Genomic DNA, 23,953 nt, shown 5'->3' with positions numbered 1-23,953 from the left:
GTCCCGACGGAATCGGGCCTTCCAGACATGCATTCAACGCCCCAACGCTTTCCACGCGACACGTCACGCGCACGCTATTTTGCGGGCCGGTTCCGGCCTCTCGTTTCCGGGCCTTGTTGGCCCGTTTGGCGCTCCGGAAGTGGTCCAAAATTCAGGGCAGACAAGCCCTTCGCCCGTGGCCCTAAGGCCCGGCGGAGTGGTCATTTTGGAACCCTTGTGGGAGCGACCGGCGGGGACCCAAACACACTCGCGCCGAACAGGTTGAAAGCTAGGCCAACTCCGTCACGCCCGTCAAGGACTAGTACGAGTTTCTGAATCAAACACTAAATATGGTGGAAAGGTTGGGATAACAGGGGTCGATGCCGCGCCTGTGATCGAGCCAACTATCGGTGAGTCCTGAAGGATTCCCAAGCCAAAAAAATCTCATCCGGCTGTGGATCGGAACTTCGCCCGCTGTTCACAGGCGAACTATTTATTCGCGTCTCCAGATTGAAATTTGGGGACTCACCTAAGCCTACGGGCAAAGTACGGATCAGGCATGTCAGAGGCGTGATGGTGGGGCGACAAAATCGCAGGCAAGGTGCGGCTGATTCACATCCCTCCCGGGTCCCATGACAGATTCGAAGCCTCGCGCGCGGGCGCGCCTTGCGCCCGCTGGCCTGATGTTCCTCGCCATCACCTCGGTGGGCTGGGGGTTCAACTGGCCCGTGACCAAGTTCCTGCTCGGCGAACTGCCGCCGCTGACGCTGCGCGGCTCGACCGGGGTCATCGGCGCCGCGCTGCTTGCGGTGCTGGCGCTGATCCGCCGGCAATCTCTCGCCGTCGATACACGGCTTTGGCCGCGCCTCGTGCTGTATGCCGTGCTCAACGTCACCGGCTGGATGGTGCTGATGGGGCTTGCGCTATTGTGGCTGCCGGCGAGCGAGACCGCGCTGATCGCCTACACGATGCCGGTCTGGGCTTCGCTGCTCGCCTGGCCCGTGCTCGGCGAACGACCGACGCTCCTGCGCACCATCGCGCTGGCGATGGCGTTTGCCGGGCTGGCCGCGATCATGGGCGGCAACGGCCTCGGCACGAGCAAGGAGCAACTGCCCGGCATCGTCATGGCGCTCGGCGGCGCCATCGGCTTTGCGCTCGGCACCGTGCTGGCGAAGAAATATCCGATCCTGATGCCGCCAATTCCGGCGGCGGCCTGGCAGATCGGTCTCGGCTGCCTGCCGATCACGGTCGTCGGCCTGTTGATCGAGACCACGAATCTCGAGCGGCTCACGACGGTCGGCTGGTGGCTCCTGGTCTATTCGACCGTGATCCAGTTCTGCGTTGCCTATGTCAGCTGGTTTGCTGCGCTGGCGCGCCTGCCGGCCTCGGTGGCGGCGATTGGCACCATGGCCGTGCCAGTCATCGGCGTGGTGGCATCTGCGATCGCGCTGCACGAGCCGCTGGGGATGACCCAGATCGCGGCGTTGCTGTTCACGCTGATCGGCGTCGTGCTGGCAACGCGCTAATCACTTCTCCCTCTCCCCATGCTTACGGGGAGAGGGTAGGGGTGCCGCAGGCGGCGAGAGATAAGCGGGAGGTGCCCGCATCATTCGCCGAGCGCCTGTTGCAGCATGCTGGCGAGCTGCGCCTTGCGATAGGGCTTTGGCAGCAGCAGCACGCCCTCGTCGAGGCGGCCGTGATGCACGATCGCGTTCTCGGTATAGCCCGAAGTGTAGAGCACCTTGATGCCGGGCCGGCGTTTCGCGACCTCGTCGGCGAGCTGCCGGCCGTTCAAGCCGCCGGGCATGATGACATCGGTGAACAGCAGATCGAATTTCTCGCCCTTGTCGACCAGCGCGAGCGCAGCGCGGCCGTCGGCGACGGCGATGGTCTTGTAGCCGAGGCTTGCGAGCTGCGCGCAGACGTAATTGCGCACCAGCGCGTCATCTTCGACGACCAGGATGGTCTCGCTGCCGTGCGGTGTCGCCGTCGGGGCAGGGGCTTCGACCTCGACCTGGCCGCGCGCCGGCGGCAAATAGAGCTTGATCGTGGTGCCGTGGCCTTGCTCGCTGTAGATCTTGATATGGCCGCCGGATTGCTTGACGAAGCCGTAGACCATGCTCATGCCGAGCCCCGAGCCCTTGCCGACCTCCTTGGTGGTGAAGAACGGCTCGAACACCTTGTCCTGCACCATCTGCGACATGCCGCTGCCGGTGTCGCTGACCGCAAGCAAAACGTAGCGACCGGGCGCGATGTCGGGATTGGTGGCCGCATAGGCCTCGTCCAGCACGATATTGCTGGTCTCGAACAGGAGCTTGCCGCCATTAGGCATCGCGTCGCGGGCGTTGATCGCCATGTTGAGCAGCGAGTTCGATAGCTGCGACGGATCGATGTGGACGCTGGCGACGTCGGGCGCGAGCACCGAGTCGATCTCGATCTGCTCGCCAAGGGTGGGCCGCAGCAGCTTGGCGATGTCGACGACGGTGGCGTTGACGTCGACAGTGCGCGGCTCCAGCGGCTGGCGGCGGGCGAAGGCGAGCAGATGCTGGATCAGCTCGCGGCACCGCTCGGCGGCACGGTCGATCAGCTCGGCGGTCCTCGCCAGCTGCGGCTGGCTGCGCAGGCTCTCGACCAGCGTCTCCGTGGTGCCGGTGATGATGGTCAGCATGTTGTTGAAGTCGTGCGCGACGCCGCCGGTCAGCTTGCCGATGGCGTCGAGCTTCTGCGCCTGCTGCAGCTTGTGCTCGGTTTCGCGCGAGGCGGTGATGTCGTGATAGATCAGCGCAGCGCCGGTGATGGCGCCATCGCCATCGCGCAGCGGGCGGCCCGACACCACGAGGTGCATCTGCGGGTCGCCGCGCACCGGCCGGGCGATGAATTCCAGCTCATCGAATTCCTCGCCGCGCAGCGCCTTGGCCGACGGCATGTCGTCGGCCTGCATCGGCGTGCCGCCGTCAGCCTGGAACACGTTGCTGAGGGCGCGCAGCTGCACGACCGTCATGCCGGGCTTGTAGCGCAGCATCTTCTCGGCAGCCGGATTGGAGAGCAGCACGGTGCCGGCCGTGTCGATCACCAGCACCGCCTCCGCCATGCTGCGGAAGGCGGTCTCCATCACCGAGGTGGAGCGCCGGACCTCCTCAAGGGCTGCGGCGAGATCCTGGGTGCGTTCGGCCACCTTGGCCTCCAGCGAGAGGTTGGTCGCTTGCGTCGCACTCAGCGAGTCCTGCAGTTGCCGGCGGGACCGTCGCGTCGTCAGCGTCAGCGCGGTCGCAAGCAGCAGGATCAGCGCGACGCCGGCGAGGTCGATCGCCAGCAGCCGGCGTCCATTGGCCTTCGACTGCGCGTTGCGGACCGTGAGCAGCCGGCGCTCCTCGGCGACGATCCGCTCGAGCGCTGCACCGACCTTGTCCATCAGCACGCGGTTCTCGCCGCCGGAGGTCAGCGCCGCGGCGCCGGCCGTGTCGCCGGCGTTGCGCAAGCGGATCAGCTCCGCGCAGAGTGCGATACCGCGGTCGACCTGTGCCTTCGCGTCCGCCAGCATATGCGCCTCGTCCGAATCGTCTTTCACCGTCGCGATCAGGTTGTCGAAGGCGGAGGTGAGGGCTGCGCTGGACTCGCGGTATTCGTCGGCGAACGAGGGATCGCCCGTCAGCGCGAAGCCGCGCGCTGCGCTCTCGGCGCCGCGCAGCAACGGGCGCATGTCGGAGATCTGCTTGAGGATGCCGAGCGTGCGCTCGACCGATTCGAGCTGGTCGTGCGACTTGACGTCCAGCCCGATCGACGCCGCGCTGATCGCAAGGAGGATCGCAAGGCCGCTGGCGAGTATGAGACGCTGGGAAGCCATTGGCGCTTGGTACGAACGATTAATTTGAAAGGCGCGCGGAAGGAGCGGACTTGGCAAGACAATCGTTGACGGCGGCGATCAGCGCCTGTGGCGTGAACGGCTTGCGCAGGCAAGCGGAGGCTCCGAGTTCGATCGTCATACGCAGGAAATCCGGCGCGCGGTCCGCATTCGCGAAAGCATAGCCTGACATCGCGATGACCGGGATATCGGGGGCGCGCTCATGGAAGATGCGGATTGCTTCGAAGCCGCGCATGTGCGGCATGAAGACGTCGACCAGCATCACGTCGAAGGTTGCATTTTCCAGCGCGCGCATGCCGGCCTCACCGCCGTCGGCGACGGTGACCTCGAAGCCCTGGCGTTGCAGACAAACCTCGATGGCAACACACGCCATCGGGTCGTCGTCGACCACGAGAACGCGCGGCACTATGCATCCTCTCTGATGGGCTCTCGCGTGCCGACGGCTCGCTTGGCCCGTTTGGCGATTAAGGCGGAACGGAGACAGATAGTCTGTATCATAGAGGGCATATGCTGTTGCCTGACAAGCAGATTTCCGATCGGTCGCGCCACATCACCTGCATTTGTCCTACGGCGGATTGCAGGCATATGACTGCAATTTCAAGTATGCGTCGAACTGCGGCGCCCTGGTTCGCAAAACGTCGCAACCGCTGGGCCGAGTTCCGCTGCCGTTTAAAACACTGGTCGCACCGCGGCGGTCGGTCGGCTTGTGCGCATGAAAAAAGGCGGCCCGACGGCCGCCTTTTGACGATTGGAACGTGAGGTCAGGCTTACGGGCAGGGATGCCGCCGGCCGTCATAGCCGAGATAAGTGCCCGACGCCGGATCGTAGGACCTGTAGCGCTGCGCGCAGTAGCTGGCGTCGCCACCCGGCGCCACCGCGACCGGCACGCTGTCGTCGTAATAGCCGTCGTCATAGTAGCCGTAGCCGGGGCCGTAATAGTAGTCCGAGTCGTAATAGGCGTTCGAGGCGATCGCGCCGCCGATTACCGCTCCGGCAACCGCTCCGGGCCAGAAACCACCGCCATGGCGGTGATGCCAGCCTCCGCCGCCGTGCCAGCCGCCGCCCCAATTGCCGCCGCCTCCGACCCGCGGACCCGGTCCGAGGCCCGCTCCTGCGCCATCGACGCGCGGGCCTACCCCGCCACCCGCAAGGCGCTGGCCGATCGCCGGGCTACCGCCACCGCCCCCACGCATCCCGCCGCCGCCAGCGGCGACATGTCCGCCACCGCCACCGCCGCCGCTCCGAACCAGCCCTTGCGCTGATGACGCCGTCGGTGCCGCCAGGGGCAGCGCAAGCGCCAGCGCCGCTGCGGCGCTCAGAACCTTCAGATTGATCATTTTGGACTCCATGAAAACGGGACGATGTGTAACCTTTTCTGGGTTCAGACGTTCCCGTATCCCGCATTGATTGTGCGTCGATTGTGCGTCACCTTTGCTTGTCAGGCGGTACATGTATGGCGCCTGAACACGAGCGCCGCCCGTCGCGTCATTTGGTCGCCGATAGGCGGTATCCGGGCCCTGATGGGGCCTGGTGGTGGGGCGCCGCCCGATGGCTGGACATTTGCAGATTCAGGTGGCATCAGAGCCCGACTGCCTCGAACCGACGACCGGCCGCGCATGAAACAATTCCTGCTGAAATTCTTCACCTGGTGGAACGGCCAGACCTTTGGCACGCAATTGTGGACCGCGCGCTTCGGCGAGCTGGTCGGCCAGGACGAGCAGGGCAACCGCTACTATCGCACCAAGGGCGGCGAGATCGACCCGACGCTGCATTTCGAGCGCCGCTGGGTGGTCTACAACGGCTATGCCGAGGCCTCGCGCATCCCGGCGGGCTGGCACGGCTGGTTGCACCACACCGTCGACGTCCCCCCGACCGAGCAGAACTATACGGCGTGGGAGTGGGAGAAGCCGCATGTGCCGAACATGACGGGCACCTCGCAGGCCTACCGCCCGTCCGGCTCGACCATGGCGAGCGGCCGTCGCCCCAAGGCGACCGGCGACTACAACGCCTGGACCCCCGGGAACTGACTATCCGGCATTGCTGGTTCGAACCCACACGCGAGAGCATCTCGCGTGCGACGCACGCGTGCCTGTGGACAATGGTAACAGCGGGGACAGGCCGGCGCGTCCTGATTTCTGCGCTTGCGCCGATCGGGGGATCGCGGCTCAATAGGGTCATCTTACGGAGATGGGAAACCATCGCGTCGGATCGGGCTCCAGAATCGCGACTGTCCCGATGCAGCAGCGGCCTCCGAGTAGGATGCGGCCGGGAAATAGGCCCCCGGTGCAGACATCCTGAAATCGCCCGCTAATGTGAGGCCACCGTGAGACAGGAAGGGCCGCTCGGGAAACCGGGCGGCCTTTTTCTTTGTCGGCGATGTCCTTTTGAGCGATCCGCGGATCAGGACAGTCGCGCGGCGGCGCGGCCCATCAATTCGCCGCGGCGTGCCTGCGATGGGCCAATTCGTTCTTTCATGAATGCGAGGACCTCGGCGGGCGCAGTGTCGGGCGAGCCGGCATTGAATGGCGGCGCGGGATTGTATTCGAGCCGGAGCTGGATCGCTTCCGCGGTCTTGCGGTCGACAAGTTCAGATACCAGCGTCAGCGCAAAGTCTATCCCGGCGGTGACGCCGCCGCCGGTGAAGCGGTTGCGGTCGACGCAGACCCGCGTCCTGGTCGGGATCGCACCGAAGCCCGACAGAAAATCGATCGCGCTCCAATGCGTGGTGGCACGATAGCCCCTGAGCAAACCGGCCGCGCCGAGCACCAGCGAACCCGTGCAGACCGAGGTGACATATTTCGCGCCGCCGGCCTGCCGGCGCAGGAAGGCGAGCATCTCCTCGTCACCCACCATGTCATCGGTGCCGAGGCCGCCCGGCACGCAGATCACGTCGAGCTGCGGGCAATCGGCAAAGGTCGTGGTCGGCGTCACGACCATGACCGAATCCGTCGCAACCGGCTCGATGCGTTTCCAGATCAGATGCACCTTGGCGCCGGGCACTGAGGAGAACACCTGCAGCGGGCCGGTGAGGTCGAGCTGGGTCACCTTCGGGAAAACGAGCAGTCCAATCTGCAAGGGGGCGGACATCGGAAGTCTCCAAATCGTGCTTGACGGCGCTACAATGTCATGGTGCCCTTCTGTCCAAAATGGCATATTTCCCTCATTTTAGGACGCGGCCCCATTTGCGAGGATCTGGCGATGATCGGCATCCTGATCTTTCCCGACTTCCAGTTGCTTGATGCCGCGGGCCCGATTGCGGCGTTCGAGATCGCCGCGCGCTTCGCCAGTAATGCGCCGCAGATCAGGACGTTGGCGGTGAAGGCCGGACCGGTACGCAGCTCGTCTGGTGTCGAGATGCTTGCGCGCGCCCTGAAGCCGTCAACCGCGATCACGACGCTGATCATCGCGGGCGGCAACGGCGTGCGTACGCCGGCAACCTGTCCGACCACGCTGGCCTTCGTGCGGCGCATGGCCGGGCGCGGCGTCCGTGTCGCCAGCGTCTGTTCAGGCGCTTATGTGCTTGCCGAGGCGGGCCTGCTCGACGGCCGCCGCGCCACTACGCATTGGCAGCGCACGCCGCATTTCGTGAAGACCTATCCCAAGATCAAGCTCGAGCCCGACCAGATATTCGTCCGCGACGGCAATATCTGGAGCTCGGCCGGCATCACCGCCGGCATCGACCTGGCGCTGGCGATGATCACCGAAGACTATGGCGACGAGGTCGCGCAGAACACGGCGCGCCAGCTCGTGCTGTATCATCGGCGCAGCGGCGGGCAGTCGCAGTTTTCCTCGCTGCTGGAATTGAAGGCGCCGAACGGCCGTTTCGGGCCGCTGCTCGCCTGGGCGCGCGAGAATCTCGATGCGCCGCTGACGGTCGAGGACCTCGCGGAGAAAGCCGGCATGAGCTCACGACATTTCACCCGCGCCTTCATCGCGGAGACCGGCACCACGCCGTCGAAGGCGGTGGAGCGGCTGCGGATCGAGGTGGCACGGCAGCGCGTGCAGTCGTCAGGCGAAGCCATCGAGCGCGTCGCCGAGATCACGGGTTTCCGCGATCCCGAGCGGATGCGTCGCGCTTTCATCCGCGCGTTCGGCCAGCCGCCGCAGTCGCTGCGCCGCGCAGCGAGAGCGGGGTAGGTCGTGGACGCAAAGATTCCGAAAGCGCATTCGATAGGCTTGCCGCGCGCAGCGATTGCTCGCTGATGGCACAAAAAGCCCCGCCGAAGCGGGGCAAGATGTTGAACGGCTTGGTATTGAATAGAACTAAACAGCACCGCCGTGCCGGAATGGCGCAACCGTTCACCTCACATAAGTTCAGCCCCACCGTCACGGAAATCACCACGATTTGCTGATCACGAGACGGCGGCCGAAATATCACTGGGTCAATGTGTCGGTGGCGATTTTTTTCTTAAGTACTTCGCAGGTGTTCCTGACCTCCGTGGTCATCAACGAGACGGCTTCGATCTGCAGGAAGAACCGCTTGCCCTGATCGCGATAACCTGCAGCGAACTCCTTGATTTCTGCGATCACGTCATGGACGCCTGCCACCATCGTCTCGCACTTCTTGGCGGCCAACTGCAGTTCTGTGCCAAGGGCCTCGATCTCTTTCACGGCCGCTTCATATTCGCGCACAACCGCCTCGGCCGACAGCTTGCCAACCTCGTTGACGCCGTTGCGGTGCTCAACGTAGTCCGGCATCGGTGAGAGGGGCCGAATATTGCTGCGTGGTCGATGAGGGCTCACCGTGTTGATTTCGCCATCCATCTGTTCCAACTCCGACGGGGCGCGGGTGAGGACTTCTGCACTGACACTCATGCGAACGCTCCATAAGTTGTTGCGGCAAACGAGGTTTAGCAATGTCAACGGATTTGTCTCATTTTTCAACAAGTTTGAAGTAAGGCAATTGTGCGTTGCAGCACGGCAAATGCAGATACGCCGGAGCAGGTTAAGGTGAACCGCCTGCCTCGAACCTGCGCGACGGCGTCAAACGATCGGACGTTTGTCGGCGGTCATTAGAGCGTTTTCGAGCGAAGTGGACGCCGGTTTCGCGTGAAGAAAACGCGTGAAAACAAGAATCTAGGTTCTGATTCAATCGGAATTAAAAAATGCTCCAGTGCGGGGCGTCGGGATGCAAGCCGAGCAGGGCGAGCATCACCAAGAAGCCGACGACATAGGCCAGGATGACCGGCCAGCCATGGGGTGATCCATCTCGTCACGGACTTGGCATCCGGGTACATGTTGGACAGCGCGACGCCCGCGGATGAGCCGAATCAGATTATCGATCCGCCAAATCCGACGGCGTAGGCGAGGAAGCCCCAATCATGGCCGCCCTGCTTGAGCGCCAGCGCGGTCAGCGGAATGTTGTCAAACACCGCCGAGACAAAGCCGAGCCCGAGCGCGGTCTGCCACGCCGCGGCCGGCAGATTTTCCACGGGCATCATCGAGGCGGCCTTGACCAGCGCGAGCAGAAATACGGTGCCCTTGAAGGTCTCAGGCATGATCGACCAGTCGGGCCGCCGCAGCCGTGACGTGACCAGGATTGCGAGCCAGACCGTCACACCGAGCACCGGGAACGCGTCGAGCTGGGCCGGGAATCTGACGTTCGCCGCCACGTTGGCCGTCATCGCGGCGAGCGACCTCCAGCCGCTCGCCGGACGCGATGTGTTGAGCGATCTCAGTTCAAGCTCTTCAGCCAGGCACCGATTTCGGTGACCGCGACGTTGGCCTCGTTGAGCAGCTTGCCCATGGTGAAGAAGCCGTGGAATTGGCCGGGGAAATGCCGGTAGGTCACAGGCACGCCGGCGTCCTTCAGGAATTTGGCGTATTCGTCGCCTTCGTCGCGCAGCGGATCGGCGCCCGCGGTCAGCACATAGGCCGGCGGCAGTCCGGCAAAGCTCTTGGCGCGCGCGGGCGAGGCGCGCCAGTCGCTGCTGTCGGCATCGCCCAGATAATGATTGGCGAACCAACCGATCACCGAATGCGTCAGCAGGATGCTGGTCTCCAACTCGCGATGCGAGGGATGCTTCCGCGAAAAATCCGTCGCGGGATAGATCAGCACCTGGCCGGCGAGCTTCGGTCCGCCGTCACGGGCGGTGAGCGCGACGACGGCTGCGAGGTTGCCGCCGGCGCTGTCGCCACCGACGATCAGGCGCGAGGCATCGACGCCGAGGTCTTTTGCGTTGGCGGCGACCCATCGGGTCGCGGTGACGGCGTCATCGACCGCGGCGGGGAAGCGGTGCTCGGGCGCCAGACGATAGTCGATCGAGATCACGATCAACTCGCCCTCGTGCGCGAGCTTCTGGCAGACAACCTCGTGGGTATCGAGGTCGCCGATCACCCAGCCGCCGCCATGGAAGAACACCAGGCACGGCGCGAGACCGGCTGCCTTGCGCAGCGTCTTCGGCGTGTAGATGCGCGCCGGGATCGTGCCGTGCGGCGCCGGGATCGCGAGCGGCTTGCTCGACTCGAGCGCGGGCGGCTCGGGATTGCTGACGACGCGGGCGGCTCGATAGTAGTCGCGTGCTTCCGGCGCCGTGAGCGTCTCATAAGCGGGACGGCCGGCCTCCTGGAACGCCTTGTAGACGGCGGCTGCATCGGGATCGAGAACGACGGGCATTAGCGACAACCTTCTTGTGATGCTTGATGATGTGATTTCCGGGTTCGACGCTGCGCATCGCCCCGGAATGACAGTGGATGTTAGGCGGCGGTGCGGCCGCCATCGACGGTGTAGGCGGAGCCCGACACGTAGCTTGCTTCGTCGGAGGCGAGGAAGGCGACGATCGAGGCGACCTCGCTTGCCAGGCCGAGCCGGCGCGCCGGGATGCGGTCGACGATCTTCTCGGTGGGAGGCGGCGCGCTGCCGCCGCTGCGGCCCTGCAGGATCGTGCTCAGCATCCGGCTGTCGATCAAGCCGGGGCAGACGCAATTGACACGCACGCCGGTGCCGGTGCATTCCCAGGCCGCGCTCTTGGTCAGCCCGATCACCGCGTGCTTGCTGGCGCTGTAGACCGCGATCATCGGCGAGCCCATCAGGCCGGCGATCGAGGCGGTGTTGATGATGCTGCCCTTGTTCTGCTTCAGCATGACGGGCAGCACGTACTTCATGCCGAGGAAGACGCCGACCACGTTGACGTCGAGCACACGGCGAAAGCTTTCCAGCGAGTATTCGGGGATCGGCTTGATGTCGCCCTCGATGCCGGCGTTGTTGTAGAAGACGTCGATGGTGCCGAACCTGTCGACCGCGGCGCGGACATAGTCCTTCACCTCGTCTTCCTGGGTGACGTCCGCGGCTACCGCCAGCGCTTCCGCCGAGGCCGGCAGGTCCTTGATGGCGGCCTTCGGGTCGGTCTCCTTGCGATCGACTGCCACAATCCGCGCACCCCGTTCGGCGAGCAGATGGAGCGTGGCCGTTCCGATGACGCCGGCAGCGCCGGTGACGACGGCGACCCGGCCATCGAGCCTGATACGATCGGGCATGTTGGTTTCCTCTGGCTGGTCCGGTTCAGTGCCGGATTTTCCTCGTTTTCGCGCTGGGGCGGCGCGGGTTTCGCACACGGACTATTCCACGTGTTCCAGAGGCTGACCAGAGGCCGGGAAGGGCGGCAAACCGCCCTTTCCCCGCCGTATTCGGCGTGTTAACCGGTGGTCCTGCGAGCGGCCGATATCAAGGTAAACTGTCGCGAGCCCGATTCGCCTCTTTAAGCCGCGCGAGATGTCTCGAACCATTGCCCTGATTGGCTTTGCGGCCTTGATCGCCGCCTCAACCGTCTCGCTTGCGCCGCCCGCGTGCGCGCAGATCGGAACGATTTTCTCCGATCCGCCGCCGCGTCCGCCCGGTGCGATTCCGCGCGGCCAGATGCCGCCGCCCGGCGATGACGACGAGGAAGTGCCGGAATTGCCGCGCGGCAGGGTGCTGCCGACGCCGAACCGGCCGCTGCCGCCGGCGCAGGCCGTGCCGCCGCCCGGGAGCGTGCAGTCGCAGCCCTTGGCGCCTCCGCCCGGCACCGCTGTCGCGCCGCCGAACGGCCAGCCTGGCGTTGCCGTGCAGCCGCCGCAGCCCGGCGCGCCGAATGTCGCCAACGCGCCTCCGGGGCAGCGTCCGCCCGCCAAAGGCACGCCGCAGGCACCTGGGGCGCTGCAGCCCGGCGACGAGGTCGTGCAGGAGCCGCCGTCGACCAAGATCACCAACAAGAAGGCGAGCTTCTCCGGGCTCGACAAGATCACCGGGCGCATCATCAATTTCGACGAGGATATCGGCGAGACCGTGCAGTTCGGCGCGCTGCGCGTGAAGACTGATGCCTGCTACACCAGGCCGTCGACCGAAGCCGCCAACACCGATGCCTTTGTCGAGGTGGACGAGATCACGCTGCAGGGCGAGGTGAAGCGGATCTTCTCGGGCTGGATGTTCGCCGCCAGCCCGGGCCTGCACGGCGTCGAGCATCCGATTTACGACATCTGGCTGACCGACTGCAAAGGGCCGGACCAGACCATCGTGACCGCCGCGCCCGATCCGCCGAAGCAGCCGACGCCGCCACCGCCGCCTCCGGCGCAGAAGCGTCCGGCGAAGCAGGCCGCGCCGCGTCCCGCGCCACCGCCGCCGCAGTATCAGCAGCAGCCACCGCCACCACCTCCGCCGCAACAGCAGCGGCCGGGCGGATTGTTCGGCGGCTTGTTCGGGAATTAGTAGAGATGGAGCAGCCCGGATGAAGCGACAGCGAAATCCAGGGCTCTCACTCTGCGGCTACATCTATCCCGGATTGCGCGGAGCCTGTCATCGGGCGCGCGGTCGCGCGACCTGTCGGCTCCATCCGGGGGCTACCTGATCAATTGCGCTGGGCGATGATGGCGAGGGCGTCCGCGCCTCTGATCGGCTGCGTGACGTCGAGCTTGCGGAAATCTCCGCGCGCACCTGTGATCGCCTTGTCGAGCAGCGCGCGATAGCGGCGGCGTGGAATCTCGATCGCACCGAACGTCTTCAGGTGCTCGGTCACATACTGCGTGTCGAGCAGTTCGAACCCCCCGACGATCAGACGCGCCACCAGATGCACCAGCGCGACCTTCGATGCGTCGCGCGCGGTGTGGAACATGCTTTCCCCGAAGAAGGCGCGGCCGAGGCTCACGCCATAGAGCCCGCCGACCAGATTGTCGTCCTGCCACACCTCGACGCTGTGGCAATGGCCAAGCGTGTTCAGGCCGACATAGAGATCGCGGATACGCTTGTTGATCCAGGTGTCGTCACGGCCGGGATGCGGCGCCGCGCAGCCTGCGATCACGGCCTTGAACGCGGTGTCGACCGTGACCGTGAACGCATCCGAGCGCACGGTGCGCGCCAGCCGCGAGGCGACGCGGAAGCCATCGAGCGGAATCACGCCGCGCAGTTCGGGCTCGACCCAGAACAGGGTCGGGTCGTCGGCGCTCTCCGCCATCGGAAAGATGCCGCAGGCGTAGGCGCGCAGCAGCACTTCGGGCGTGATTTCGGAAGAGGCGGAGTCGCGCGACGTCATGAGCGCAGGATAGCAAACACCGGGCGGCGACGCGATGGCCCACATCGATGTTTGTGCAGTGTTGACCGGATGCGGTTCCTTTCAGGCCGTGCCGCCAGGTCGGGCGCTGCGGCGCGACGCCAAATTGCGACCAAAATTGGCGGTGCCGCTTTGCGACATGGCGGTTGCGTTTCCGACCTTCCAGGCAGGCGAGGGGCTGCTGCACGAAATTGTCATCACCTTTGCACGGTGTGTGGCATGGCCGGCTGTCCGTGGATTGTGACGCCAACGAGTTGCAGCCAGTCGAAGAGCGTGACGCGCTGACACACAGATCGCTGGCAGTCGCGCCGGTTCGCCGCTCACGATAGAGTCGCCATCGCGCCATGAATGATCATGATCGCGCGTACCACTGACAAAGCTCTCGCGAATTGGCGGCTTCAGCGCGATCACGTTTGAACACTTTCAGGCGTTCGGCTGCCTTTGATGTGACCTACTTTGTCGGATTGTTGCTGATTGTGTTGCCCCGCTTGCAGACCATCAGGTAAACTGGCAAACGGCGCAGCGTGAAAGGCGAGATCGATGGGCGGTGGAGTAGACACCTCCTTTCCGATTATTAATGCGCTTTGTCTTCCGGAAGCGTTCAAAATGCTTTCTCGAGCGTGGCGCGCGCGGGTTCAGGGGACGCATAGAATCGCGCGAGCTCGTTCGAGTTTCTTCGTGAGCACCTCATGGACCAGCAGATAAAAGATCGGACCATCGTTCCATCAACTGACACGCCCAAGCGGACCGGGCGGACATCGCGTGGCCGGGTCGTGCTGACGACGTTGATCGTGTTGCTGTTGCTTGCCGGCATCGTCTGGTGGACGCGGCACCAGAGCGCGCCGCAACAGGCCGGCGGTGGACGCAACAGCGCGCCGATGTCGATCGTGCCGGAGACCGTCGCCAAGGGCGACATCGGCGTCAGCCTCAATGCGCTCGGGACCGTGACGTCGCTCGCCACGGTGACGATCAGGAGCCAGATCAGCGGCTACCTGATGAAGGTCGATTTCAAGGAAGGCGATGAGGTCAAGAGGGGCGATCTGATCGCCGAGATCGATTCTCGTCCCTATGAGGCAACACTGGCACAGGCCAAAGGTCAGCTCGCGCGCGACGAAGCGCAACTCAAGGGCGCCCAGGTCGACCTGACCCGCTACCAGGGCCTCGCCGCGCAGAATGCGGTGCCGCACCAGCAGCTCGACACCCAGATCGCGCTGGTCGCGCAGTATCAGGGCACTGTGGAAGCCGACCGCGCCTCGGTGAAATCGGCCGAGGTCAATTTGGCGTACTGCCACATCGTGTCGCCGATCAACGGCCGCGTCGGTCTGCGCCAGGTGGATCTCGGCAACTACGTGACCCCGGGAGACACCAGCGGCATCGTCGTGATCACGCAGCTCGAACCGGTCAGCGTGCTGTTCACCTTGCCGGAGGACAATCTGCAGGCGGTCGCGAAGCGGCTGCGTGAGGGCGCTGTGTTGCCGACCGCGGCCTACGACCGCAGCGGCACCAATAAGCTCGCCGAGGGAACGCTGCAGACCTTCGACAGCCAGATCGATCCGACCACAGGCACGATCAAGCTGCGCGCCAAGTTCGAGAACGACCAGCGCACGCTGTATCCGAACCAGTTCGTCAACGTCCGCCTGCTGCTCGACACGCACAAGGATGTCACGACGATGTCGAGCGCCGGAATCCAGCGCGGCGTGCCCGGCACCTTCGTCTATCTCGTGAATGCCGACAGCACCGTGTCGGTCAAGCCCGTGAAGCTCGGCGTCACCGACGGCGACCGCGTCGAAGTGCTCTCGGGGCTTTCGCCCGGCGATCGCGTCGTGATCGACGGCGCCGACAAGCTGCGCGAGGGCGCGAAGGTGATCGTTCGCTCGGCGGCCGACGTCGCCAATCCCGCCGCCGCGGCCAAGGGCGGCGCCAAGGGAGATACCAAGGCGGGCGCCAAAGGGGCTGATCCTGAGAAGACAGGTGGTGGCAAGAGCAAGCGCTCCGAGGACGGACGGAAGCAATGAACCCGTCGCGTCCATTCATCCTGCGGCCGGTGGCGACGACCCTGCTAATGATCGCCATCATGCTGTCGGGCATGCTGGCGTTCAGATTCCTCCCCGTGGCGGCGCTGCCTGAGGTCGACTACCCGACCATCCAGGTGCAAACCTTCTATCCCGGCGCCAGCCCCGACGTGATGACGTCGTCGGTGACGGCGCCGCTCGAGGTGCAGTTCGGCCAGATGCCGAACCTGAACCAGATGAGCTCGGTCAGTTCGGCCGGCGCTTCCGTCATCACCTTGCAGTTCGGCCTGTCGATCTCGCTCGATGTCGCCGAGCAGGAGGTGCAGGCCGCGATCAACGCCGCGGGCAATCTCCTGCCGTCGGACCTGCCGGCGCCGCCGATCTATGCCAAGGTCAATCCAGCCGACGCCCCGATCCTGACGCTCGGCCTGACCTCGAAGACCATGCCGCTGACCAAGGTCGAGGATTTCGTCGACACGCGGCTGGCGCAGAAAATCTCGCAGCTTGCCGGCGTCGGCCTCGTCAGCATCAGCGGTGGCCAGCGGCCCGCGGTGCGCATCCAGGCCGACATCCGCAAGCTCGCTGCCTACGGCCTCAATATCGACGATCTCCGCACCACGCTCGGCAATGCCAACGTCAATACGCCGAAGGGCAATTTCGACGGCGCGATGCGCGCCCATACGATCAACGCCAACGACCAGATCCGCAATGCGGCCGACTACAGGTCGCTGATCGTTGCCTACAAGAACGGCTCGCCGGTCCGGCTCAGCGACGTCGGCGATGTCGTCGAGGGGGCGCAGAACGACAAGCTCGGCGCCTGGATGAACGAGACGCCGGCGATCATCCTCAACATCCAGCGCCAGCCCGGCGCCAACGTCATCTCGGTTGTGCAAGGGATCAAGGCGCTGCTGCCGCAACTGCAGGCGACGCTGCCGGCCGCGATCGACCTCAACATCCTGACCGACCGCACCGTGACGATCCGGGCCTCGGTCCGCGACGTCGAATATGAACTGTCGCTTGCGGTGATCCTGGTCGTGCTGGTGATCTTCGTATTCCTGCGCTCGACCCGCGCCACCCTGATCCCGAGCCTGTCGGTGCCGCTGTCGCTGGTCGGTACGCTGGGGGCGATGTATCTGTTCGGCTTCAGCCTGAACAATTTGTCGCTGATGGCCCTCACCATCGCGACCGGATTCGTGGTCGACGACGCCATCGTCGTGATCGAGAACATCTCGCGCTACATCGAGGAAGGTGAATCGCCGTTGCAGGCGGCGTTGCGTGGCTCCGAGCAGATCGGCTTCACCATCATCTCGCTGACGGTGTCGCTGATCGCGGTGCTGATCCCGCTCTTGTTCATGGGCGACGTCGTCGGCCGCCTGTTCCGCGAATTCGCCATCACGCTGTCGGTGACGATCCTCATCTCCGCGGTGGTGTCGCTCACGCTGGTGCCGATGGCCTGCGCCAAGCTTTTGAAGGCGGAGGATGCGGCGCAGGAAAACACCTTCCAGCGGCTCAGCCGGGAAGGGTTCGACTTCGTCATCGCGATCTATGGCCGGATGCTCAACTGGGTGCTGGATCGCCAGACCCTGGTGCTGCTGATCGCGCTCGCCACCTTCGGCCTGACCGCGTGGCTCTACGTCATCATCCCCAAGGGCTTCTTTCCGCTGCAGGACACCGGCGTGATCCAGGCGATCTCGGAGGCGCCGCAATCGGTCTCCTATGCGGCGATGGCCCAGCGCCAGCAGCAGCTCGCCAGCGTGATCCTGAAGGACCCGGACGTGGACAGCCTGTCGTCCTTCATCGGCGTCGACGGCACCAACACCACGCTCAATAGCGGCCGCATCCTGATCAACCTGAAGCCGCATGAGCAGCGGAAGTCCGGCATCGCGACGGTCATGGAGCGGATCAAGGCGAGCACCGCGTCGCTGACCGGAATCTCGCTCTACATGCAGCCGGTCCAGGATCTCACGATCGAAGGCACGGTGAGCCGGACGCAATACCAGTTCATCCTGCAGGATGCCGATCCGGCCCAGCTCGCCGAATGGACACCGAAGCTGGTCGACAAGCTGCGCGAATTGCCGCAGCTTAGCGACGTCACCAGCGATATCTCGGCGCAGGGCCTTTCGGTGTTCGTCGAGATCGACCGCGACCAGGCGGCGCGGTTCGGGATCACACCGGCGACGATCGACAACGCGCTCTACGACTCCTACGGCCAGCGCATCGTCTCCACCGTCTTCACCAATTCGAACCAGTACCGCGTGATCCTGGAGGCCGATCCGACCCTGCAGAACTCGCTGCAATCGCTGTCGTCGATCTACCTGCCGTCCTCGGTGGGGTCTACGCCGGTGCCATTGTCGGTGATGGCGAAGATGCGCGAGGAGACCGCGCCGCTACAGGTCTCGCATCTCGGCCAGTTCCCGTCGGCGACGGTGTCGTTCAACCTCGCGCCCGGTGCCTCGCTGGGCGAGGCGGTGGCGGCGATCAAGCAGGCCCAGATCGACATCGGCCAGCCGCTCGGCGTCATCACCAGCTTCCAGGGCGCTGCGCTGGCGTTCCAGTCGTCGCTGTCCAACCAGCTCTTCCTGATCCTCGCGGCGATCATCACGGTCTACATCGTGCTCGGCGTGCTCTATGAGAGCTTCATCCATCCGGTCACGATCCTGTCGACCCTGCCTTCTGCCGGCATCGGCGCGCTGCTGGCGCTGATGATGGCGAAGCAGGACCTCACCATCGTCGCGATTATCGGCATCATCCTGTTGATCGGTATCGTGAAGAAGAACGCGATCATGATGATCGACTTCGCGCTGGATGCCGAGCGCAACGAGGGCAAGCCGCCGCGCGAGGCGATCTACCAGGCGTGCCTGTTGCGCTTCCGGCCGATCATCATGACGACGATGGCCGCGGTGCTCGGCGCGCTGCCGTTGATGATCGGAACCGGCGCGGGCTCCGAGTTGCGGCATCCGCTCGGCATCTCGATCGTCGGCGGCCTGCTGGTGAGCCAGCTGCTCACCCTGTTCACGACGCCGGTCATCTATCTCTGGTTCGATCGTCTCGCGATCCGGTTTTCGGGGCGATCGGGGGAGGTCGGCGAGGCAAGCGGGTCGCACTGAGATGGATCCGTCAACACCCTTCATCCGGCGGCCGGTGGCCACGACGCTGCTGACTCTCGGGCTCGCAGCGGCCGGGGTGGTGGCGTTCTTCAAGCTGCCGGTGTCGCCGCTGCCGCAGGTGGATTTCCCGACCATCTCTGTACGGGCGACGCTGCCCGGAGCCAGCCCGCAGGATGTGGCGACAACGGTCGCAAGCCCTCTGGAGCGGCATCTCGGCCAGATCGCAGACGTCACCGAGATGACGTCGTCCAGTTCCGTCGGCGCGACCCGCATCACGCTGCAGTTCGGGCTCAACCGCGACATCAACGGCGCGGCGCGCGACGTGCAGGCTGCGATCAACGCGGCGCGGGCCGACCTGCCGACCAGCCTGCGCTCCAATCCGACCTACCGGAAGGTCAATCCGGCCGACGCGCCGATCCTGATTCTGACTCTGACGTCCGATACCCTGACGCGCGGCGATCTCTACGACGCGGCGTCCACCGTGCTGGCGCAAAAGCTGTCGCAGGTCGAGGGGATCGGCGAGGTGGTGGTCGGCGGCAGCTCGCTGCCGGCCGTCCGGGTAGAGCTCATCCCGCAAGCGCTCTACAAATATGGCATCGGGCTTGAGGACGTTCGCGCCGCGCTGTCGAACGCCAATGCCCACAGTCCGAAGGGCGGGATCGATGTCGGCGACCAACGCTACCAGATCTACGCCAATGACCAAGCCAAAAAGGCGGACGACTACAAGTCGCTGATCGTGGCCTACCGCAATGGAGCTGCGGTTCATCTCACCGACGTCGGCGAGGTGGTCGACGGCGTGGAGAACCTGCGCAACTCGGGCCTTGCCAACGGCAAGCCGGCGGTGCTGATCATCCTCTACCGGCAGCCGAACGCGAACATCATCAGCACCGTCGATCTGGTGAAGGGGTTGATGCCGCAGCTCAAGGCCTCGGTGTCGCCGGCGATCGACATCGGCCTGGCGGTCGACCGCTCAGTGACCATCCGCACCTCGCTGCACGACGTGGAGCGAACGCTGGTCCTCGCCGTGCTCCTGGTCGTCATCGTGGTGTTCGCGTTCCTGCGCAATGCGCGAGCCACCTTCATCCCGGTGGTCGCGGTCTCGGTGTCGCTGGTCGCGACCTTCGGGGCGATGTATCTGATTGGCTACAGCCTGGACAATCTGTCCCTGATGGCGTTGACGGTCGCGACCGGCTTCGTCGTCGACGACGCCATCGTCGTCCTGGAAAACGTCACCCGCTACATCGAGGAGGGGATGAGCCCGCTCCAGGCGGCACTCAAGGGGGCCAACGAGGTCGGGTTCACCGTGTTGTCGATGAGCATCTCGCTGATCGCGGTGTTCATCCCGATCCTGCTGATGGCGGGGATCGTCGGCCGGCTGTTCCGCGAATTCGCGATGACGATCTCGATCTCGATCCTGATCTCGCTCGCGATTTCGCTCGCGACCACGCCGATGATGTGCGCCGTCCTGCTGAAGCCCGAAAGCGGCCGGAGCCACGGGCGGCTCTATTGGGCGAGCGAGCGCTTCTTCGAGGGCATGCTGAACTTCTACCGCAGGACGCTCACTGCCGCGTTGCAGCACCCGCTGTCGGTGATGCTGGTTCTGGCGGCCGTGTTCGGCCTGAATTTCTATCTCTACGATGTAATCCCGAAGGGCTTCTTCCCGCAGCAGGACACGGGGCGGCTGGTCGGCTCGATCCAGGCCGACCAGAGCGTGTCGTTCCAGTTGATGCAGCAGAAGCTCGCGCAGTACGTCAACATCATCAAGAGCGATCCGGCGGTGGAGACGGCGGTCGGCTTCACGGGTGGCGGACAGACGAACTCCGGGTTCGTGTTCGTCTCCCTGCGTCCGCTCGATCAGCGCAAGATCAGCGCCGATGGTGTGATCAGGCGGCTGCGGCGCGAGATGTCGGTCGTCCCGGGCGCGAGCCTGTTCCTGCAGGCGGTGCAGGATATCCGCGTCGGCGGCAGGGCCTCCAACGCGCAGTACCAGTACACGCTGCAGGGGTCGACGCTACAGGAGCTCAATGAATGGACGCCGAAGATCGCGGCGGCCCTGCAACATGATCCGAACCTGGCCGACGTCAACAGCGACCAGCAGAGCAAGGGCCTGGAATCCGACCTCGTGATCGACCGCGACGCGGCGGCCCGGCTCGGAATTACCGTGAGCCAGGTCGACAACACTCTCTATGATGCATTCGGCCAGCGGCAGGTTTCGACGATCTATGTCGCGCGCAACCAGTATCACGTCATCATGGAGGTGGCGCCGCGCTATTGGCAGAACCCGGAGACGCTCAAGGACGTCTACATCAGTAAGTCGGGCGGGTCGGTCGGCGGCTCACAGTCGACCAATGCTGTGGCGGGGACGGTGGCGGCGCCCGGAAGCTCGAGCGCGACTAGTGCGGCCAACGCCCAGGCCGCGCGCAATCAGGCCACCAACTCGATCGGTGCGACGGGGAAGGGCGTCGCCTCGACCGGATCGGCGGTCAGCACCAGCAGCGAGACGATGATCCCGCTTTCGGCGGTGGCCAGCTTCAAGCAAGGCGCGACCCCGCTGGCGGTCAATCACCAGGGCCTGCTGGTCGCCAACACCATCTCGTTCAACCTGCCGCCCAACGTCTCGCTGAGCACCGCGGTCGCCAGCATCGAGGCCACCATGAACCGGATCGGCGTCCCGGCCACGATCCGCGGCACATTTCAGGGCACGGCCAAGGCGTTCCAGGATTCCCTCAACAACCAGCCGTTCCTGATCCTGGCGGCGCTGGTGACGATCTACATCGTGCTGGGGGTGCTTTACGAAAGCTATGTCCACCCGCTGACGATTCTATCCACACTGCCCTCCGCAGGTGTGGGCGCCTTGCTGGCGCTGATGGCATTCAAGACCGAGTTCAGTATCATGGCGCTGATCGGCGTCATCCTGCTGATCGGCATTGTGAAGAAAAACGCCATCATGATGATCGATTTTGCCCTGGAGGCGGAGCGCAAGCGTGGGCTGGAGCCGCTCGAGGCCATTCGTGAGGCGTGCCTGCTGCGCTTCCGTCCGATCATGATGACGACCATGGCTGCGCTGCTGGGCGCCATGCCGCTGGCGGTGGGCATGGGCGAAGGAGGCGAGCTGCGTCAGCCGCTCGGCATCGCCATCGTCGGCGGGCTGATCCTGAGCCAGGTCCTGACACTCTATACGACGCCGGTCATCTATCTCTATCTCGATCGGTTCCGCCTGTGGGCCCAACGCGTACGGCGTGGCGGCAATGCAACACGGCTTCCAGGGTCTCTCCAAGCGGGCGAGTAAATGCCGATAGTCACAGCGTTGCGAAATTTTCAGATGGCGCGAAGGTCTGCCCGTTCTTCGCGCGGGCGGACGTTCCGTCCTGGCAAGCGGCCCGCGCTGGTGATGCTGGTGGGGGTCGGCCTCGGCCTGTCGGGCTGCATCCCGGGGTCGGAGCGCCCCGAACTCAATCTCGAAGTGCCGGCAAGCTATAAGACCGCCGGCAAAGGTGACGCCGATGCCGCCGTTCCGGCGCTCGGCTGGTGGCGCGGTTTCCGCTCCGCCGAACTGACCAAGCTGATGGAATCGGCGCAGGAGTACAATCTCGATATCGCGGTCGCGATCGCCCAGATCGTACAGGCCGACGCGCAGGTTGGCGTCTCCGGCGCCGCGCTGCTGCCGTCCGTCACCGGCTCGGCCACCGCCGAGCGCGAGCATCTGGCAAGGGGATCGAGCTCGTCGAGCGGCGCCAGCGGGACGTTCTCACAGTTCAATGTCGGGCTGAGTGCGAGCTACATTGTCGATTTCTGGGGCAAGAACCGCGCGACGCTGGCCTCGTCGGAGGAGAGCGCCACGGCTGCCCGCTACAATCGCGAGGTGGTGGCGTTGACCACCATGGCGACCGTCGCCAACACCTATTTCCAGCTGCTTGCGGCACAGGACCAGATCAAGGTGACGCGCCGCAACCTGGCCGCGGCCGAGCGCATCCTTGGGCTGATCAAGCAGCAATTCGCCGGCGGCACCGCCTCACAGCTCGACGTGTCGCAGCAGGAGGCGCTGGTCGCGACCCAGCGCGCGGCGATCCCGCCGCTCGAGGTGACGGTGGCGCAGAACACGGCCGCGCTCGCCCTGCTGGTGGCGCGTGCGCCGGCCAATTTCACCGTGCGCGGCGGCAGCACCACGCAGATCGCGGTCCCGCGCGTCACACCCGGGTTGCCGTCGGAGTTGCTCTACCAGCGGCCCGATATCCGCCATGCCGAGGCGCAGCTCGCCGCATCCAATTTCAGTGTCGAGGCCGCGCGCGCAGCCTTCTTCCCGCAGATCCAGCTGACCGGCACCACCGGCTTCCAGAGCGCGGCGCTCGCCTCGTTGTTCGCTCCGGGCGCGTGGTACTACACGCTCGCTGCCAGTCTGACCCAGCCGCTGTTCGACGGCTTCCTGCTGGAGAGCCAGCTCAAGCTCGCCAAGGGCCAGCAGCTGCAAGAATTGCAGGCCTATCGCAAGGCCGTGCTGTCGGCCTTCGCCGACGTCGAGAAAGCGCTGATCGCGCTGCAGAAGTACACGCTGCAGGAGCGCCTGCAGTCCGACGTGGTGGCCAGTTCGCGCAAGGCGTTCGAGGTCGCCGAGGTGCAGTTGCGCGGCGGCACTGTCAACCTCATCACCGTGCTGCAGGCGCAGCAGACGCTGTTCACGGCTGAAAACAATCTGGTCACGGTCAGGCTCAACAAGCTGCTGGCGGCCAGCAGCCTGTTCCAGGCGCTCGGCGGCGGCTGGACGCCGACCGGCACGCTGGCGGCGCTGCAATGAGGACGGCCATGCAACGGTTGATTGGACTTGTGGTCGTTGGCCTTGGTATCGCGCTGGCCGTTCCGTCAGGCACGTCCCGCGCGCAACAGCGACTTGGGCCCAACAGCGTCCCGCTCACCTTCGGCATGACGGTCGATCAGGCCAGCCGGGCGCTTGGCGCGCCGCTGAACTACGTCCGCGGCCGCCCCGGCAACGAACTCTTCGTCGCGCTGCCCAATGTCAAGGGGAGCATATTCGCGAACCGCAGCGACGGGCTCTATCTGCAGTTTGGCAGAGGGCATCTGATTGCCTGGAAGGGTGACTGGGGGACCATTCGGCCATGAGGAGCGCAGCCGTGACCGCAATGAAAGGGCTCGTTGCCTGTGCCGCCATCGCGCTATGCGTCGGCGCAGCATCCGCGCAGCATCCGCGACCGCTGCGCTTTGGCAATACCAGCGGCTGGTCTTTCGACGGCAGGGACGACGATCGCGACTTCCGGACCAATGGCTATTTCCCGGGCAATTTTGCCGCGGATCCCTTTAGTGCCGGCTTCGGCGCGGCGGGCCTGTTCGGAGCGACGCCATGGCGCTCGGCGCGGCCATATCCGTCGCAGGTGGTCTTTGCCGCGCCGTGCCGGAATTGCGGCCCGCACAGGAAGCGGCGGCACCGGTCTCACCACGACTGAGCGAAGGCGAGGGCGG

The 23,953-nt window shown here is 65.0% G+C and carries 19 protein-coding genes and 1 pseudogene; 11 read left to right on the top strand and 9 right to left on the bottom strand.

The features are described 5' to 3' along the window. The first annotated feature begins 611 nt into the window (after positions 1–611). Positions 612–1,505, top strand: coding sequence for a DMT family transporter (locus MTX19_RS21235; protein ID WP_280985450.1), 894 nt, complete (start codon positions 612–614; stop codon positions 1,503–1,505). An 80-nt stretch (positions 1,506–1,585) separates the two neighbouring features. Here MTX19_RS21235 and MTX19_RS21230 read toward each other — a convergent pair whose 3' ends face one another. The 3 genes from MTX19_RS21230 to MTX19_RS21220 all read right to left on the bottom strand — a co-directional run bounded on the left by MTX19_RS21230 (position 1,586) and on the right by MTX19_RS21220 (position 5,178). Further along, complete coding sequence (locus MTX19_RS21230; protein ID WP_280979154.1) at positions 1,586–3,823, bottom strand: CHASE3 domain-containing protein; 2,238 nt, start codon at positions 3,821–3,823, stop codon at positions 1,586–1,588. A 19-nt stretch (positions 3,824–3,842) separates the two neighbouring features. After that, the gene (locus tag MTX19_RS21225; protein WP_280979153.1) at positions 3,843–4,247 is read right to left on the bottom strand and encodes a response regulator; all 405 of its coding nucleotides are present in this window, start codon (positions 4,245–4,247) and stop codon (positions 3,843–3,845) included. Between the two features lie 361 nt (positions 4,248–4,608). Then, positions 4,609–5,178: a BA14K family protein gene (locus MTX19_RS21220; RefSeq protein ID WP_280979152.1), complete on the bottom strand. Its 570-nt coding sequence runs from the start codon at positions 5,176–5,178 to the stop codon at positions 4,609–4,611. Between the two features lie 279 nt (positions 5,179–5,457). On the opposite strand from MTX19_RS21220, the gene MTX19_RS21215 reads away from it, so the two are divergent. Next, entirely contained in the window at positions 5,458–5,868 is a 411-nt protein-coding gene (locus tag MTX19_RS21215; protein ID WP_280979151.1) for an NADH:ubiquinone oxidoreductase subunit NDUFA12, read from the top strand. A gap of 373 nt (positions 5,869–6,241) precedes the next feature. Here the strand turns inward: MTX19_RS21215 and MTX19_RS21210 are convergent, their stop codons facing one another. Beyond that, positions 6,242–6,928 (bottom strand): DJ-1/PfpI family protein, encoded by a 687-nt coding sequence (locus tag MTX19_RS21210; protein WP_280979150.1) that lies wholly within the window; start codon positions 6,926–6,928, stop codon positions 6,242–6,244. 111 nt (positions 6,929–7,039) lie between these two features. Between MTX19_RS21210 and MTX19_RS21205 the strand changes: the two genes are divergently transcribed. Next, complete coding sequence (locus MTX19_RS21205; protein WP_280979149.1) at positions 7,040–7,978, top strand: GlxA family transcriptional regulator; 939 nt, start codon at positions 7,040–7,042, stop codon at positions 7,976–7,978. Positions 7,979–8,215: 237 nt separating this feature from the next. Here the strand turns inward: MTX19_RS21205 and MTX19_RS21200 are convergent, their stop codons facing one another. The 4 genes and pseudogenes from MTX19_RS21200 to MTX19_RS21185 all read right to left on the bottom strand — a co-directional run bounded on the left by MTX19_RS21200 (position 8,216) and on the right by MTX19_RS21185 (position 11,317). Continuing rightward, positions 8,216–8,656 (bottom strand): hypothetical protein, encoded by a 441-nt coding sequence (locus tag MTX19_RS21200; protein ID WP_280979148.1) that lies wholly within the window; start codon positions 8,654–8,656, stop codon positions 8,216–8,218. A 283-nt stretch (positions 8,657–8,939) separates the two neighbouring features. Then, positions 8,940–9,474: pseudogene (locus MTX19_RS21195) on the bottom strand (citrate transporter); the annotation flags it as partial. Between the two features lie 41 nt (positions 9,475–9,515). Further along, the gene (locus MTX19_RS21190) at positions 9,516–10,457 is read right to left on the bottom strand and encodes an alpha/beta hydrolase (protein ID WP_280985449.1); all 942 of its coding nucleotides are present in this window, start codon (positions 10,455–10,457) and stop codon (positions 9,516–9,518) included. An 80-nt stretch (positions 10,458–10,537) separates the two neighbouring features. Next, entirely contained in the window at positions 10,538–11,317 is a 780-nt protein-coding gene (locus MTX19_RS21185) for an SDR family NAD(P)-dependent oxidoreductase (RefSeq protein ID WP_280979146.1), read from the bottom strand. Positions 11,318–11,552: 235 nt separating this feature from the next. On the opposite strand from MTX19_RS21185, the gene MTX19_RS21180 reads away from it, so the two are divergent. Then, the gene (locus tag MTX19_RS21180; protein ID WP_280979145.1) at positions 11,553–12,524 is read left to right on the top strand and encodes a DUF2155 domain-containing protein; all 972 of its coding nucleotides are present in this window, start codon (positions 11,553–11,555) and stop codon (positions 12,522–12,524) included. 139 nt (positions 12,525–12,663) lie between these two features. On the opposite strand, the gene aat is transcribed toward MTX19_RS21180, so the two are convergent. Beyond that, positions 12,664–13,344, bottom strand: coding sequence for a leucyl/phenylalanyl-tRNA--protein transferase (gene aat, locus MTX19_RS21175; protein ID WP_280979144.1), 681 nt, complete (start codon positions 13,342–13,344; stop codon positions 12,664–12,666). A 34-nt stretch (positions 13,345–13,378) separates the two neighbouring features. Here aat and MTX19_RS21170 point away from each other — a divergent pair, with 34 nt between their 5' ends. The 7 genes from MTX19_RS21170 to MTX19_RS21140 all read left to right on the top strand — a co-directional run bounded on the left by MTX19_RS21170 (position 13,379) and on the right by MTX19_RS21140 (position 23,937). Beyond that, entirely contained in the window at positions 13,379–13,606 is a 228-nt protein-coding gene (locus tag MTX19_RS21170) for a hypothetical protein (protein ID WP_280979143.1), read from the top strand. 445 nt (positions 13,607–14,051) lie between these two features. Continuing rightward, complete coding sequence (locus tag MTX19_RS21165; protein ID WP_280979142.1) at positions 14,052–15,377, top strand: MdtA/MuxA family multidrug efflux RND transporter periplasmic adaptor subunit; 1,326 nt, start codon at positions 14,052–14,054, stop codon at positions 15,375–15,377. After that, positions 15,374–18,481 (top strand): MdtB/MuxB family multidrug efflux RND transporter permease subunit, encoded by a 3,108-nt coding sequence (locus MTX19_RS21160; RefSeq protein WP_280979141.1) that lies wholly within the window; start codon positions 15,374–15,376, stop codon positions 18,479–18,481. Before MTX19_RS21165 ends, MTX19_RS21160 begins: the two co-directional genes overlap by 4 nt. A 1-nt stretch (position 18,482) precedes the next feature. Next, the gene (locus MTX19_RS21155) at positions 18,483–21,770 is read left to right on the top strand and encodes an efflux RND transporter permease subunit (RefSeq protein WP_280979140.1); all 3,288 of its coding nucleotides are present in this window, start codon (positions 18,483–18,485) and stop codon (positions 21,768–21,770) included. A gap of 33 nt (positions 21,771–21,803) precedes the next feature. Continuing rightward, positions 21,804–23,273: an efflux transporter outer membrane subunit gene (locus MTX19_RS21150; RefSeq protein WP_280979139.1), complete on the top strand. Its 1,470-nt coding sequence runs from the start codon at positions 21,804–21,806 to the stop codon at positions 23,271–23,273. An 8-nt stretch (positions 23,274–23,281) separates the two neighbouring features. Next, the gene (locus MTX19_RS21145; RefSeq protein ID WP_280979138.1) at positions 23,282–23,596 is read left to right on the top strand and encodes a hypothetical protein; all 315 of its coding nucleotides are present in this window, start codon (positions 23,282–23,284) and stop codon (positions 23,594–23,596) included. 20 nt (positions 23,597–23,616) lie between these two features. Then, positions 23,617–23,937 carry a BA14K family protein gene (locus MTX19_RS21140; protein ID WP_280984848.1) on the top strand — a complete coding sequence of 107 codons (321 nt, stop codon included), beginning with the start codon at positions 23,617–23,619 and terminating at the stop codon, positions 23,935–23,937. The last annotated feature ends 16 nt before the right edge of the window (positions 23,938–23,953 follow it).

This window comes from Bradyrhizobium sp. ISRA464, from assembly GCF_029910095.1.
Classification (GTDB): Bacteria; Pseudomonadota; Alphaproteobacteria; order Rhizobiales; family Xanthobacteraceae; genus Bradyrhizobium.
Note: the sequence above shows the minus strand (reverse complement) of the source record. Positions and strands in the feature narration are given on the sequence as shown.